Raw genomic sequence first — 15,472 nt, 5'->3', positions numbered from 1 at the left:
TCTGGGGCTATCTTTTGTTGCGATTCAATCAGTGATTTCTGTAATCATGATGTTTTGGTTTTCTCGACGAATAATTTTAGGGGCGAGTTTTGCACATGTTGCACTTTTAATTTGCTGTCTTTTAGCTAAAGTAAAACCACCGAAACCACCCAGAATTCCGAATATAATTGCGAAAATCTCATGTGGTAGAATAGTATTAATAACAAGCCATTGTCCAAGCCAAGAAGCCATGAGCAAACCTAATATAGGCCATAAATACACTTGCCATGCTGATTGTAAAAGTGCGCTTTCATTCAACCCTAAAACAACATTGTCGCCGAGTTCTAGCGCTAATGATGATTTTAAGGTTAACGACAATTTTTTTTGCGGAAAAGCTTTTGCCACCTGACCACTGCCACAGTTATCTACTTGCTGACAACCACCACAAGCCGATTTTATCAAACTGGTCACGGTGACATTGTCATGATCAATTGCGACAACGGTGGCTTGTTCTTCTATCATGGGGTGACCTTAGGCGTTAAAACAACAGAGTCAGCTATTGCTTTTGCCGTTTTCGCTGGTATTTTACCCACAACGCTCACTTCAAAACCATTCACCACTTGATTCAACACAACTGTTGCACCATCCATAACATAATCGGTTGCACGTTGCCTCTCTTCACTCTGGTTTACATAAACTGAAACATCGACTAAACCATCATTAAAAAGCATAAACTCAACAGGTTTTTTAGTCGCAGACATACGATGACGATTAGCGTTTAGTCGTTGAAAACCTTCAGGCAACCATTTAACTTGCCATTGTAAGGCCTGTTCTTGATACCCTGCTGGGATTTCAATAACGGCCGGTAGTGTTGTTTGTTCTAATTGCAGTAAGCTTTCACTTAAATCAGGCGTAATATCTAAATGGGTAAACTGTATTTGCTCTAATAATTGCCCAGTACGATTAGCCAAGGCGAGTTTTAATAACATACCGGTTTTTTGGTCTAACCACAGCCAATGCCCATAACGATAGACATCTTTAGATACAATACGAATTAATTGCGCAGGACGTCCCAAAACGCGGCTTCGTCCAACAGAAAGAAAATCGTAGGTTTGAGCAAGTTGAGTTGCACCTTCACGTAAAACAGCAGGAATAGGACCCGTTATTTGTTGTGAAGAGACTGAATAAGGAGGTAACTCTGGCTCAATATAACTGACAACATCATGCTTTCGAAGTACATCTCTTCGCGGTCCATTTAGCAAAGAAAGAATTTCTAATTCGTTGCCGCTTTCATCGACGCCATGAAACCAGTGATAAGGCTCAGCCTGGTTATTTTTCACGACAACAAAAGAAGTACTAAAGTTAAGTTTTTGTAAAGAATTGGCGAGGCGATCAAGCCAAGGTTCGGCTGGTTCGTTTTCATTGGCCGCTACTGATGTGCTAATGGTAACCAATAGCAGCAGACTAGATATTAATTTCATTTAGCTGATTCTTCAGCCTTATCTTGTTGGGCAGTGTTTTTCACATCAACTGAACTTAATTTTACTTGGAGTTGATGATCGGATAATAGCGCTTGAAAACGTCTTTGCTGTTCAATAAATGCTTGTTTTTCGCTAGTGCGGCTAGTTTGCTGAAAATTTAAACTTACCGGTTCTGCAATGCCACCAAATGGCATCGTTTTCACTACTTGGCTCGCGGGTAACAAAGCATCGGTATCGGCAGTATTTTGTTGTACACCCATCACCATAAGACCAGCCGCTGATGCAGCAATAGCCATTTGCCCAAATGGTTTAGCAAACTGCACTACTTTCGCTTTTAGTTTTCCAGCTAAATTATTGCTAGCACGAGGCGCTAAAATCGTTGGTTCATCTGCAATCGCTTCGGCTATTTTCGACGATAGATCAAGATTAATAACATCAGAAGTTTCACCGCGCATTACATCACCCATTAAATGGTAACGTTGCCATGTCGCTGACAAGTGTGAGTCATTGAGCATTTCCTCAAATATTTCATCATTTTGCTGATAATTATCAACAATCGACGATACTGTCTCAAACTTATTTTCACTCATAAAGACACCTTAGAATTCTAACACTTCATTAACTACTCAACAAAAAAAACAAACTTTTGTCAAATAATACTATATTTACTATTACTACTTTAATTACTACTTTAATTACTATTTTACTTGTTACTGTTGCAATAATGGTCTGATTTTTTTATCTACCGCATCACGCGCCCTAAATATTCTCGAACGCACCGTACCAACAGGACAGTCCATAACCGTTGCAATTTCTTCGTAACTTAAGCCTTCTAGCTCTCTTAGGTTGATCGCTGTGCGCAAATCTTCCGGCAATTGCTCTATAGTCTTAAACACAACTTCTTTTATTTCATTAGTCAGTAATAATTTTTCTGGTGAAGCATTTTCACGTAAGGCTTCACCAGAGTCATACATTTCTGCATCTTCAATTTCAATATCTGAGCCAGGAGGTTTACGACCTCCGGCAACTAAATGGTTTTTCGCACAATTCACTGCTATGCGATATAACCAAGTATAAAAAGCACTATCACCTCTAAAATTAGGTAAAGCTCGATAAGCTTTAATAAATGCTTCTTGCACTACATCTGGTACATCACTATGATTTTTAACATAGCGCGACACCAAGTTTGCTAATTTATGTTGATATTTAATTACCAGCAGGTTGAATGCGTTTTTATCACCACGTTGCACCCGCTCAACCAACTTTTGGTCAACGTTCTGTTCGCTCATTTGAGCCGTATCTCCTACTCACCATTATTTAACTTATCTACATCTGGTTTACATCTGGCTCATAGCAAACGCAACAAGTAGGACTAGCCTTGTGTTAAAAAGTTCGATAAATATTGAAAAAAATTAAAATTTATTTATAAAAATAGTTTTATGCTGTTCTGTAACTACAATAAAAGCTAATATTGAGTTATCAATTATTGTACATTAATTTCAAGAATATATGAATCAACAACACAATTGTGACGTTTTAATTATCGGTAGTGGTGCAGCAGGACTAACGCTTGCTTTGCATCTTGCTAAAAATGCCGACGTGATCATCCTAAGTAAAGGCCAAATTAACGATGGTTCAACGTTTTATGCGCAAGGCGGCATAGCAGCAGTATTCGATGAAAATGACAGTATTGCATCGCATGTTACTGATACTTTAATTGCAGGTGCAGGCTTATGCGACGAAGCTGCGGTGCAGTATACCGCTGAAAACGCTAAAGATTGTTTAGAATGGTTGATTGATAAAGGAGTAAATTTTGATAAAGATACTCCTGCTGCCAATGGTGATATTCGCTACCACTTAACCCGAGAAGGCGGTCATAGTCACCGGAGAATTTTGCACTCTGCTGATGCTACGGGTCAAGCGATACAAACCACACTGGTATCGCAAGTTAAGAACCATAGTCGTATTCGGGTTTTTGAACGATATAACGCTATTGATTTGGTTTACCAAGAAAACCAAGTAAGTAAGCGTGAATGCATAGGCTCTTATGTTTGGAACCGTAATGATGAACAAGTCGAACGTGTTTTTGCTAAAAAGATTATTCTAGCAACAGGCGGTGCCAGTAAAGTCTATCAATATACTTCAAATCCAGATGTTGCGAGTGGCGATGGCATTGCCATGGCATGGCGCGCCGGTTGTCGCGTCGCCAATATGGAATTTAATCAGTTTCATCCTACTTGCTTATTTCATCCTGAAGCCGGTACGTTTTTATTAACCGAAGCACTAAGAGGCGAAGGCGCAATATTACTTCGCCCTGATGGCAGTCGATTTATGCCCAGCTTTGATGAGCGCGCTGAATTAGCGCCACGTGATATTGTTGCCCGCGCGATTGATTTCGAAATGAAGCGCCTCGGTGCAGATTGCATGTATTTAGATATCAGCCACAAATCAAGTGACTTTATTAAGCAGCATTTTCCGACAATTTATGAACGCACATTAGCCCTAGGTATCGACATTACCAAACAACCTATGCCTGTTGTTCCAGCGGCTCATTATACTTGTGGTGGTGTTATGATTAATCAACAGGGTCAAACCGATATTGAAAACTTATATGCTATCGGAGAAGTTGCTTATACCGGACTACATGGCGCTAATCGTATGGCAAGTAATTCACTACTAGAATGTCTGGTATTTGCAAGAGCTGCGGCCATTGATATCGAAAAAAATCTTGACCTGACAAAACCATCTATACAGCTACCGCCTTGGGATGAAAGCCGTGTAACCGATTCTGATGAAGAAGTCGTTATACAACATAACTGGCACGAATTGCGATTATTTATGTGGGATTTTGTAGGCATTGTTAGAACGACAAAGCGCTTAGAGCGAGCCTTGCATCGAGTTGAATTATTACAAAGTGAAATTGAAGAGTATTATTGCAATTTTAGAGTCAGTAATAACTTATTAGAATTACGTAATTTAGTGCAAGTGGCTGAATTGATCATAAGGTCAGCGTTAAATCGCAAAGAAAGTCGAGGCTTGCATTATACGCTCGATTATCCGGACCTGTTGCCCAAAGCGGAAATAACGATTCTTAATCCTTTATAAGTTTTAGGATTATTTGATGACTTTTGCTTAGATTACCTTTGCACCCGCATTATGCTGCGGGCCAAACGGGCCTGATCTTCACTAGACAAACTATCTTTAAAAATAAAGTGTTTAGTAATGGCAAAATTTTTCGGTGTAAACACTAACCAATAACCCCACAAATTAATCTGTGAATTCGCGGATATTTGCAGAGCTGCTTGCCCGGTAAATTGGCATTCACCAGTATCTGATAAAACAAAACTCGTGGCGTTTTTGTCTTCACTTGGGGTAAGTAACTTAAGCCATTTATTTATTACTGGCACAGGGAGTTGCCGAAATAAAAAAATAAACAAAACGAATACGAGCGCAATTAATAGTCCAAACCAAAGTTTAAAACCAACAATAATCGTTAAAGTAATATAGCCAAAGCCAACATAAAATAATAAGTAAAATATCGCCCTATGCACAGAAGGCGATATTTTAATATTATACCTTAACTCGCTGTAATATAAGTTGCACCATGGCGTTAAGTTCTTTATCTTCACAAGTTTCGTGCCCCATAAACCATGCGAATAACTCAGGGTCTTGACACACTAATAAACGCTCAAAAACTGCTTTATTTTCAATTGATAGTTCATCGTACGCTTCTTCAACAAATGGCATAAATAGTACATCTAACTCTAGCATACCGCGTCGACAAGCCCAGCGAAGCCGAGGTTTATTGTCTGTTAATGTCATACATAACCCTAATTAATAAAATATTGTCGTATTCTAACAAACCCAAAGTTAAAATAGCCACGAATTGATCATAATATTAGGGAGGTTTGTAGTATTAAAGTAGCAGAAAAGTAGCACATGTGGTTGTAATTTGAATAATTGTCCTCATTTATGAAGTTAATAGCCTTTTTTCAGCATTATTGTGGATGATGAACATAATGAATAATAACTTACCAAGTTATGACGAATTACCAGAAATATTTGCCATTAACCTTAATAGTATTGGCGCCATTACTTTAGCCGGTGAAGAACAAATAAAATATCTCCAAGGTCAAGTAACCTGTGACGTAGCTAGCTTGACGAATGAAAAGTTACTCAATGGTGCTCACTGTAATGCTAAAGGAAAAGTGTTTTCTGCCTTTCGTTTAATCGAGCGCGACAATAAGTTTTTCCTGATACAGCCGATAAGTTCGATCACACAATCATTAGCAGAATTAAAGAAGTTTGGCGTATTCGCAAAGGTTGAAATCGTCGAAGACGCTGAATTGTCTTATTTAGCTATTGCAGGCCAACAAGCATCGGTAAAAATGGCGGCGTTATTTCAACAAGTACCTGACGCACTATCGCCAGTTGTACATGAAAATAATACCACCTTAGTTTACATTTCTGGCAAAATTGATCGTTATCTTATTATTGATAATGCGGCGAAATTATCGAGCTTTACGACAACATTAGATTGCCCTGTATATAACGATGCCGTTTGGAATTTACTCGAGATAACAGCAGGTTTCCCACTATTATCTCAGCAGTATGTTGCGGAATATGTACCGCAAATGCTAAACCTGCAAGCAATTGATGGTATTAGCTTTACTAAAGGTTGTTATTTAGGTCAAGAAACAGTCGCACGTATGCAATATCTAGGTAAAAATAAACGCGCTCTATTTGCACTTACAGGCAAAGATATGGTGGCTAGCGTTGGTGATATCATCGAGAAAAAACTGGGTGAAAATTGGCGTAAAGCCGGTGACGTATTAGCAACTTATCAAGCAAGTAATCAACAGTGCTATATTCAAGGCGTTTTAGCTAACGATATTGATGATGCTACCGAACTCAGAATTAAGGCACAAACCTCAAGTTTATCCTTTTTACCTTTACCTTATAAATTAAACACAGACATTGAATAGGACATAATATGAAAATTACCGACAACAAAGTTGTTGTACTGCATTACGCGGTATCTGATAGCGAAGACACCTTAATTGATAGTTCATATGATCACAGCCCATTGGCCATTATTCAAGGCTCTAATTACCTTATTCCTGGCTTGGAAGAAGCTTTAGTTGATCACGAGGCAGGCGATAAATTCGAAGTTGAAGTTAGTGCAGATAATGCTTATGGTCAACGTGAAGATGGTTTTGTACAAACCGTACCAAAAGATATGTTTGCTGGTATTGAAGATTTGGAAGTTGGCAGTCAGTTACGTGCCACTACTGACGATGGCGAACAAACTGTTATAGTGATTGACGCACAAGAAGACGAAATTACGGTTGACGGTAATCACCCATTAGCAGGTATCGACTTGAAATTTGATGTCGAGATTTTAGAAGTTCGCGAGGCGACTGAAGAAGAATTAGAACATGGTCATGTCCATGGTGAAGGCGGTTGTGGTCATAGTCACTAATTTTTAACTCTAGCTTTAGTTTTATAAACTAGACACAAGATTATTAAAAACGAAAGGCACTGATAAAGTGCCTTTTTTGATCTAGTGGTTTACTTTTAAGCAATTGGCGACTTGTGCTTTAATTTCCGCATAGCGCATATACTGACAAACGCCAAAGTAACTTAGCTGTCGCACTTTAGCACGAGTAAAGAGTGGCACACTCATACCCGATAAAAATCGACAAATAGTGTCAATAGATAACCTATCAGCAGGGTGTTCAGTAGTAGATTTTAACCCAGAAAAGTGCTGTTGTAGCTGCAAAATAGCAAGCGCAGTGGTTTCTGAACTCACGGCTTGATGTTTACTCGAATAAGGTAGTATTGCTACCTGCCCTCGGCAAACCGAACAATGCCCACAGTTTATCGGCGCTCTTTGATCATCAAAGTAATGAGCAAGCTGTTGAGTTAAACAGCGATCACTTTGAAAGAATGCCACTAGCTTGCTTATACGTTCTATCTCGGCTTGCTCTTTTTCAAGAAAGTAATGAGCAAGCGTGTCGACTAATTCACTATTGTTTAACGCTGCTATGTTGACACTAAAGACTTCAGTGGCCTTTTTAGTTTCCAACACAATATGTTGCTGATCTGCTAAGTATTCTAAGGCAGAAACAATCCTTTTTCTTGGTGCGTTAAAGCGCGAATGCATTAGCTCAAAATCAGGTTCCCCCCAGATTTTTTTCATTTTTGCACAACTAAAAACTTGTGCTAAAAATTCATTTCTATCAGCATTAAATAAATTTATAATTTGCTCTTTTGGGGTAACAAATTTAAATTTGAAATCAGCAAAATAACTAAACTTAGCGTCAATAACACCCAGTAACTCTAACTGAACCAGTAAGGTTTTCAGCGGTAGTTGCTTAATATTACTAGCATTTGACAAACTCAGTACTTGTAATTCCCATTGGCCATTTTGCACCTCACTACGTATATTTTGCAAAACATACTCGATACTTGAGCGCTCAGGAGTATCGGCATAAACAAAGTTTTCTACCGTGTGAATGCCATCAAGGTTAGCTAAAGTAAAGCAGTTGGCATTGCCTTTATCTCGGCCTGAACGACCAATTTCTTGACTGTAATTTTCAATTGATTTTGGTAAGTCGTAATGTATAACAAAGCGAATGTCAGATTTATCTATTCCCATACCAAAAGCGATAGTCGCGACAATTATTGGGATTTTACCTTGCATAAAATCTTGCTGAATTTGCTTACGAACCTCATCTTTAAAACCGGCATGATAAGCCTTTGCAGATATGCCTTGTTGTTGCAAAAAGTCTGCTACTTTTTCAGCACTTTGTTGCAAGGTAACATAAATAATACCGCAACCATTTTGATGTCGAATTAAATCTACTAGCGTTTGATTTTTTGCGACTTCCGCGACCGGCAAGACAGATAAATCTAAGTTACTGCGGTAAAAACCCGTTTGCACGATATGCTCTTGCGATATAGCAAACTTACGCGCCATATCGAGCTTAACTTGCTTAGTGGCAGTCGCGGTCAGCAAAAGCACCAAAGGGATATTAAGTTCTTGTCGATAACGCGGTAACTTTAAGTAATCAGGTCGAAAGTTGTGCCCCCACTCTGAAATACAATGGGCTTCGTCTACCACTAACATAGAAATAGCGATTGATTCAATAAACTGACGGAAGCGCTCATTTTTAAAACGCTCAACCGACACCATCAAAATTTTTATTTTCCCCGAGCGCACATCACGCGTAATTTGCTGACTTTCTTCAAATGTTAAAGTTGAATCAATACTTGCTGCTGATATACCTTTAGTGTGTAAAAATGCTAACTGATCTTTCATTAAGGCCAGAAGAGGTGAAACCACCAAGGTTAAATGCGGTAAGTTAATTGCGGCTAATTGATAACACAATGATTTACCTGCACCGGTAGGGAAAATAGCTAATGAAGAATCGCCATTAAGTAATTGCGTAATGGTTTGCTCTTGCCCGATTCTAAAGTCGTCAAAGCCAAAGGTAGTTTTTAATGATTGCTGTAACGTCGACATATCGAGCCTATTTAATTTAAATCTATCACTAGCTTACTGTATTGCAGCAGCAACCACACTTATTTCAACTAAAAGCACATCTCTTGCCATTGCCGCCTCGACACAAGCACGCGCGGGTGCGTAACCATCAGGAACCCAAGCATCCCATACGGCATTCATTTGGGCAAAATCAGCCATAGTTTTTAAATATATGGTTGCAGATAGCATATGTTGCTTTGAACTACCGGCCGCTATTAATAAGGTTTCAACCTTATCTAACATGGTTTGCGTTTGCTCGGTAATATCTTGAGTAGCATCGGCACAAACCTGTCCACACAAATAGATAGTACCGTTGTGTTTCACAATACGGCTCATACGAGGTTTAGTTTCTATTCTTTCGATATTCATCATGACTTCCTTGATAGTTTTAAATAGAAAACCCCAAGGTTGAAGCCTCAGGGTTTATGATTTTCATTTAGAAATTACTTGTTCACAACTACAGATAAACATTCAACTTCTACTTAACTTAGCTCTTAAACGCAGGATGAACATTCAAATTCAAGACGGTCGCACGGAGCCTAGTTTACTAGGTGAGTACGGCCAACGCAGAAGTTGAATGTTATAACCAGTTTAAGTCAAAGTTACTCCCATTCGATCGTCGCAGGTGGTTTACCCGATATATCGTAAACGACGCGAGAAATACCATCAATTTCGTTAATAATACGGTTCGATACTAAGCCTAAGAAATCGTAAGGTAAATGTGACCAACGGGCCGTCATAAAGTCGATAGTTTCAACACAGCGAAGACTTACAACCCAATCATATTTACGCGCATCGCCCATTACACCCACAGAGCGTACAGGTAAAAATACCGTGAATGCCTGGCTGACTTTCTTGTATAAATCATGTTTGTGTAATTCTTCAATGAAAATATGATCAGCACGACGTAATAAGTCAGCATATTCTTTTTTCACTTCACCTAAAATTCTGACACCTAAACCCGGTCCTGGGAATGGGTGACGATATAACATATCGTAAGGTAAGCCTAATTCAAGACCAATTTTACGTACTTCATCTTTGAATAATTCACGTAATGGCTCGACTAAACCAAGCTTCATATGTTCAGGTAAGCCACCAACATTATGATGAGACTTGATCACATGCGCTTTACCGGTAGCTGACGCCGCAGATTCAATTACATCAGGGTAGATAGTACCTTGCGCTAACCATTTAGCATTCTTAAGTTTATTCGCTTCTTCGTCAAAAATTTCAACAAAAACATTGCCAATAATTTTACGTTTCGCTTCTGGCTCGCTCTCAGACGCTAAACGATCTAAGAAACGGTTTTCAGCATTAACATGAATGATGTTCAGACCAAAATGGTCACCGAACATATCCATTACTTGCTGTCCTTCGTTTAAACGCAACAGGCCGTTATCAACAAATACACACGTTAACTTATCACCAATCGCACGATGTAAAAGCATGGCTACAACCGATGAGTCTACGCCACCAGATAAGCCAAGCACAACTTCGTCATCACCGACTTGCTCTTTCATTTTCTCGATTGCGTCTTCAATAATTGACGCTGGCGTCCAAAGCTTTTCACATTGACAAATATCAACAACAAAATGCTCAAGAATGCGTAAGCCTTGCTTAGTATGCGTAACTTCTGGGTGAAATTGCACACCGTAAAATTGCTTTTCTTCATTCGCCATAGCCGCATATTTACAGCTAGGGGTTTGTGCAACGGTAACAAAACCTTCAGGAATAGCTGATACTTTATCGCCGTGGCTCATCCAAACATCTAATAAAGCATTGCCGTTTTGGCTAACATTGTCTTCAATAGCATTAAAGAGTGCTGACTTGGCAATAACTTCAACCGCGGCATAACCAAATTCTTTATGCTCTGAACCTTCAACACCACCACCTAATTGCTCGGCCATGGTTTGCATACCGTAACAAATACCAAATACAGGTACACCAGCATTAAACACGTACTCAGGTGCACGAGGCGAATTATGTTCAGTGACAGACTCAGGTCCGCCCGCTAATATAATACCGGTTGGGTTAAAACCTTCAATTTGTTCTTGAGTAACATCCCAAGCCCATAACTCACAATATACGCCAATTTCTCGAACACGACGCGCGATAAGTTGTGTATATTGCGAACCGAAATCTAATATTAGTATGCGGTGATCATGAATGTCTTTACTCATGTTGTTTTCCTACTTTTTACCAACAAAGGTATTGTTTATAAGTAACAACACCCTGAACTTAAAACCAGTACAGGGTGTTTGAATTTTTAATTGTTCTACACGTTACAAAAGCCCAAGAATGTTTTATTTCAACGCTAGTTAACGTTAGAGCAATGAAACAGCGCAGAGTTGACGATAGTCAATAAGCACTTCTAATGCCGATATTACGTTAAATAGCAAAGTAATAAGGTATTCTACTAGCCCATACGATAGTTAGGCGCTTCTTTAGTGATGGCTACATCATGAACATGTGACTCACCCATACCTGCAGAAGTGATCTTCATAAATTCAGGTTTAGTACGCATGATTTCAATCGTTGCTGAACCCGTTAAGCCCATTGATGAACGTAACCCGCCCATTTGCTGATGAATAATAGCAGCAACAGGACCTTTATAAGCGACACGACCTTCAATACCTTCTGGCACTAATTTGTCGGCTTCGCCATCTGATTTTTGGAAGTAACGGTCACTTGAGCCTTCTTTCTGGCTCATTGCACCTAATGAACCCATGCCACGATATGATTTGTAATAGCGACCTTGATAAAGCTCGACTTCACCTGGCGCTTCTTCAGTACCGGCCAACATGCTACCAACCATGACACAATGCGCACCGGCAACTAATGCCTTAGCTATATCACCAGAAAAACGAATACCACCATCAGCAATAACAGGAATACCTGTGCCTTTTAAAGCCTCGACAGCATTAGAAATAGCCGTTAATTGCGGTACACCTACGCCAGTAACGATGCGGGTAGTACAAATAGAGCCTGGGCCTATACCAACCTTTACTGCATCAACACCTACATCAGCTAATGCTTTAGCACCTGCTCCAGTAGCGACATTACCCGCTATAATTTGTAAATCAGGGTACCTAGTACGCGTTTCGGCAACACGGTCAAGTACACCTTGTGAATGACCGTGAGAAGTATCAATTAATAATACATCAACACCTGCAGCAACTAGTGCGTCGATACGTTCATCTGTACCCGCACCAACACCAACTGCAGCGCCAACACGTAATCGGCCTAACTCGTCTTTACAGGCGTTAGGTTTGCTTTCCGCTTTTTGGTAATCTTTAACTGTGATCAAACCTTTAAGCGTGAATGCATCATCAACCATCAAGATTTTTTCGATGCGGTGTTCATGCATCAAACATAAAATCTCTTCACGTGAAGCACCTTCTTTAACGGTGACTAATTTGTCTTTTTTGGTCATCAATGCAGAAACAGGTTTTGTTAAATCAGTTTCAAAACGTAAGTCACGACCGGTAATAATACCGACCAACTTATTTTTTTCATCAACAACAGGGAAACCAGAAAAACCAAGTTCATCCGCTAAACGCATAGTATCTAAAATACTTGCACTGGGATTAACGGTTACTGGATCTGAAACAATACCACTTTCAAATTTCTTTACTTGAGAAACATTTTTGGCCTGTTCAGCAATGGTCATATTTTTATGAATAAAACCTATGCCACCTTCTTGTGCTAAGGTAATGGCTAAACGCGCTTCAGTCACTGTGTCCATCGACGCAGATATCATAGGAACATTTAAATTGATCTTTCGAGTTAATTTAGTTTTTAAATCGGCAGTATGGGGCAGTACCGTTGAATGAGCAGGTACAAGTAAAACATCGTCAAAAGTTAACGCTTCTTGGGCAATTCTTAGCATCGCAACATCTCTCTAAAATGAGTGGTTAGGGAGGAAATATTGCGGCAGAATTTTAACCGCTTTCCCTGCTAAGGTAAACTTAAAATTGCAATTAAACGAAAATAAACTGCCGATGATTGTCTAAACAAATATATAATACTGGGCAATTACCCCTTTATTACCTTTTAACAACAGAAAAAGTAAAGCATTTATGGCTCAACAGCATATTCTACAAGTAAGTGAACTCACTAAAAAAGTACGTTTTATCTTAGAAAGTGAGTTAAATACGGTCTGGTTATGTGGAGAAATATCGAATTTTATTGCCGCGAGTTCCGGACACTGGTATTTATCCTTAAAAGATCAAAAATCACAAGTTCGCTGTGCCATGTTTAAAGGTAATAATCGTAGGGTAAGAATAAAACCACAAAATGGCCAACAAGTATTGGTAAGAGCAAAGGTTTCATTATATGAACCCAGAGGCGATTTCCAACTGATTATCGAACAAATGGAATCAGCGGGTGAAGGGTTATTACGACAACAATACCAAGAATTAAAAGACAAACTGCATAACGAAGGCTTATTTGAACTTCATTACAAGCAAGCCATACCTAAATTCATTCAAACGGTGGGTATTATTACTTCTCCAACTGGCGCAGCAGTAAAAGACATCATTACGGTATTAAACCGAAGAAACCCTTTATTAAAAGTCATTATTTACCCAGTATTAGTACAAGGTGAGCAAGCTAAATATGATATTGCCCATGCAATAGCCTTGGCAAATCAGCGTAATGAAGTTGACGTATTATTAATAGGTCGTGGCGGCGGCTCACTGGAAGATTTATGGGCCTTTAACGAAGAGATAGTTGCGCGTGCTATTTTCCAATCAACTTTGCCCACCATCAGTGCCGTTGGGCATGAGATTGATACAACGTTATCTGACTATGTTGCCGACTTAAGAGCCCCTACGCCATCTGCGGCCGCAGAAATAGTTTCTGCTGATGTAGATGAACGTATCAATAAAGTTCTAGAGCTACTTAATCGTGCGCACTTGGCGCTTAAGCAACAATTAAAACGATCGACTCACACATTAAGCAGTTTGAATCATAGGTTAAGCCAAGTACATCCTGAACAACAATTACAAAACAAACAGCAAAAGTCTGATGAATTGAGCATGCGTTTACATGGGCTTATTATCAGGGAGTTAGACCAACTTAAACATAAACCTAAATATCTTAAGCAACGTTTACTCAACGCCTCACCATCTAATCAAATAAAGCAAAATCTAAAGCAATCGACCACTCTCAAGGCGAAGCTTATTAGCGCCCAACAGCGTTTATTAATAGCTAAACAAGAGAGTTTTGCTCATCAATGCGAACAGCTTCATATGGTTAGCCCATTAGCCACGATTGCTCGCGGTTACAGCATCACCCGTGATGTTGAGGGGAAAATGATTAAAAGTATTAATGATATTAATATAGACACTAATATTAAAGTGGAAGTTTCAGATGGCGTTATCGACGCTAAAGTTATAGCAGTACAAGTAAATTAGCTCGGTAAAATAACCGCTTCCTGTAGAAGTTTAGTTACTTCAGCTTTACATGTGTCACTAAATTTAACACCAAGCATCACGCCACCCGCTTGGATTTTACTGTTACAAATATCAGCTTCTAACTTAAGGTTTTTTAAACTTTGAAAGTCTTCAATGATGATTTCAACTGGCTTATCATCCGTTAGGGTCAGTTTTTCACCGTTATTAATCATTAGTTTGCAGCCTGAGACAGAAATATCAGATATAACTGAAGACCAGTATTCATCTTTTATCTTAGTTTTAGCTTTAATATGCGTTTCAATACGCATTGAAGCACGTAAATTTTGTAAACTAACTTCTCTAGGAAATTCAAGTACTAAAATTCGTGATGGTATTTGAATTGATTGCTTAACATTGGAGACAAACGCGACTACAGCGCCTTCATGACCTTCAATTAATCCCCGTACTGTAACGCCCATGCCTGGCGCTATGTATTTTGCAAAGCTGCCCATTTTTGTGCTGTCGGGATATTGTACTAAGACGTAGTTTTTTTTCAAATAGCCAATGAAAGTTGATCGGAATTTACCGCGCTGACCCGCGGGGGTCGACATATCTAATGTCACTACAGAGCCAGGGTGCAACAAAGCCAAATTGTTATTTAACCGCCCTACCGTATCCATTTTTGTAGCATTATCAGACATAAATTTCCAAAAGGTTTAACATAAATGAAACGAAAAAAAACAAAATAATACTTTTAAATAAGCTGCTTAGCGATTTTAACATTAGCGGAATATTACTGTGAAAGCAATATCATTTATCACTAATATAATTCCGTGCTCAATTATACTAATCTCACTCATTATCGGATCATTTTACGGGTTAAAATAAAACACTACGGTATTATTTATTTAATCATTCTCACATCGATACAGCTTATTAGACAATGCAGGAGCCTATTATCATGAACAACTCATTATTTACCGTATATTGGTTAATTTTAGCTGAGAGTAAAGTAGACCAGTGCATAATGAAATTGGTCATGGTTAAATTTTTCATAAAAAAAAGCTGAT

The 15,472-nt window shown here is 39.0% G+C and carries 15 protein-coding genes; 4 read left to right on the top strand and 11 right to left on the bottom strand.

Annotated features, from left to right (window positions below; translation table 11 throughout):
- Positions 1-24: 24 nt before the first annotated feature.
- The 4 genes from B5D82_RS11955 to rpoE all read right to left on the bottom strand — a co-directional run bounded on the left by B5D82_RS11955 (position 25) and on the right by rpoE (position 2,749).
- On the bottom strand, positions 25-501 hold the full coding sequence (locus B5D82_RS11955) for a SoxR reducing system RseC family protein (protein ID WP_081151804.1): 477 nt from the start codon (positions 499-501) through the stop codon (positions 25-27).
- The gene (locus tag B5D82_RS11950) at positions 498-1,460 is read right to left on the bottom strand and encodes a MucB/RseB C-terminal domain-containing protein (RefSeq protein ID WP_081151802.1); all 963 of its coding nucleotides are present in this window, start codon (positions 1,458-1,460) and stop codon (positions 498-500) included. Before B5D82_RS11950 ends, B5D82_RS11955 begins: the two co-directional genes overlap by 4 nt.
- Positions 1,457-2,050, bottom strand: coding sequence for a sigma-E factor negative regulatory protein (locus tag B5D82_RS11945; RefSeq protein ID WP_081151801.1), 594 nt, complete (start codon positions 2,048-2,050; stop codon positions 1,457-1,459). Before B5D82_RS11945 ends, B5D82_RS11950 begins: the two co-directional genes overlap by 4 nt.
- 120 nt (positions 2,051-2,170) lie before the next feature.
- On the bottom strand, positions 2,171-2,749 hold the full coding sequence (gene rpoE / locus B5D82_RS11940; protein ID WP_081151799.1) for an RNA polymerase sigma factor RpoE: 579 nt from the start codon (positions 2,747-2,749) through the stop codon (positions 2,171-2,173).
- 220 nt (positions 2,750-2,969) lie between these two features.
- Here rpoE and nadB point away from each other — a divergent pair, with 220 nt between their 5' ends.
- Positions 2,970-4,565 (top strand): L-aspartate oxidase, encoded by a 1,596-nt coding sequence (gene nadB, locus B5D82_RS11935; protein ID WP_081151798.1) that lies wholly within the window; start codon positions 2,970-2,972, stop codon positions 4,563-4,565.
- A gap of 32 nt (positions 4,566-4,597) precedes the next feature.
- Here nadB and B5D82_RS11930 read toward each other — a convergent pair whose 3' ends face one another.
- Together B5D82_RS11930 and B5D82_RS11925 are read right to left on the bottom strand one after the other, a co-directional pair.
- Positions 4,598-4,867, bottom strand: a complete 270-nt coding sequence (locus tag B5D82_RS11930; RefSeq protein WP_157673891.1) for a hypothetical protein — start codon at positions 4,865-4,867, stop codon at positions 4,598-4,600.
- A gap of 163 nt (positions 4,868-5,030) precedes the next feature.
- Positions 5,031-5,282 (bottom strand): FAD assembly factor SdhE, encoded by a 252-nt coding sequence (locus B5D82_RS11925; RefSeq protein ID WP_081151795.1) that lies wholly within the window; start codon positions 5,280-5,282, stop codon positions 5,031-5,033.
- 197 nt (positions 5,283-5,479) lie between these two features.
- On the opposite strand from B5D82_RS11925, the gene ygfZ reads away from it, so the two are divergent.
- Together ygfZ and B5D82_RS11915 are read left to right on the top strand one after the other, a co-directional pair.
- On the top strand, positions 5,480-6,445 hold the full coding sequence (gene ygfZ, locus B5D82_RS11920) for a tRNA-modifying protein YgfZ (RefSeq protein WP_245807461.1): 966 nt from the start codon (positions 5,480-5,482) through the stop codon (positions 6,443-6,445).
- Between the two features lie 8 nt (positions 6,446-6,453).
- Positions 6,454-6,942: an FKBP-type peptidyl-prolyl cis-trans isomerase gene (locus B5D82_RS11915; protein ID WP_081151792.1), complete on the top strand. Its 489-nt coding sequence runs from the start codon at positions 6,454-6,456 to the stop codon at positions 6,940-6,942.
- A gap of 81 nt (positions 6,943-7,023) precedes the next feature.
- Here B5D82_RS11915 and B5D82_RS11910 read toward each other — a convergent pair whose 3' ends face one another.
- The 4 genes from B5D82_RS11910 to guaB form a co-directional block, all read right to left on the bottom strand.
- Positions 7,024-8,988 (bottom strand): RecQ family ATP-dependent DNA helicase, encoded by a 1,965-nt coding sequence (locus B5D82_RS11910; RefSeq protein ID WP_081151790.1) that lies wholly within the window; start codon positions 8,986-8,988, stop codon positions 7,024-7,026.
- Between the two features lie 33 nt (positions 8,989-9,021).
- Positions 9,022-9,375 (bottom strand): RidA family protein, encoded by a 354-nt coding sequence (locus tag B5D82_RS11905; RefSeq protein ID WP_081151789.1) that lies wholly within the window; start codon positions 9,373-9,375, stop codon positions 9,022-9,024.
- 233 nt (positions 9,376-9,608) lie between these two features.
- Positions 9,609-11,186 carry a glutamine-hydrolyzing GMP synthase gene (gene guaA / locus B5D82_RS11900; protein WP_081151787.1) on the bottom strand — a complete coding sequence of 526 codons (1,578 nt, stop codon included), beginning with the start codon at positions 11,184-11,186 and terminating at the stop codon, positions 9,609-9,611.
- 236 nt (positions 11,187-11,422) lie between these two features.
- Positions 11,423-12,895 carry an IMP dehydrogenase gene (guaB, locus tag B5D82_RS11895; RefSeq protein ID WP_081151786.1) on the bottom strand — a complete coding sequence of 491 codons (1,473 nt, stop codon included), beginning with the start codon at positions 12,893-12,895 and terminating at the stop codon, positions 11,423-11,425.
- Positions 12,896-13,085: 190 nt separating this feature from the next.
- Here guaB and xseA point away from each other — a divergent pair, with 190 nt between their 5' ends.
- A complete protein-coding gene (gene xseA, locus B5D82_RS11890; protein ID WP_081151784.1) occupies positions 13,086-14,423 on the top strand; it encodes an exodeoxyribonuclease VII large subunit in 1,338 nt (445 codons plus the stop codon).
- Here xseA and B5D82_RS11885 read toward each other — a convergent pair.
- Positions 14,420-15,103: a flagellar brake domain-containing protein gene (locus B5D82_RS11885; protein WP_081151782.1), complete on the bottom strand. Its 684-nt coding sequence runs from the start codon at positions 15,101-15,103 to the stop codon at positions 14,420-14,422. The genes xseA and B5D82_RS11885 overlap by 4 nt on opposite strands.
- Positions 15,104-15,472: the final 369 nt, after the last annotated feature.

The organism is Cognaticolwellia beringensis, from assembly GCF_002076895.1.
Taxonomy (GTDB): Bacteria; Pseudomonadota; Gammaproteobacteria; order Enterobacterales; family Alteromonadaceae; genus Cognaticolwellia; species Cognaticolwellia beringensis.
This window is presented reverse-complemented; position numbering and strand designations above follow the sequence as displayed.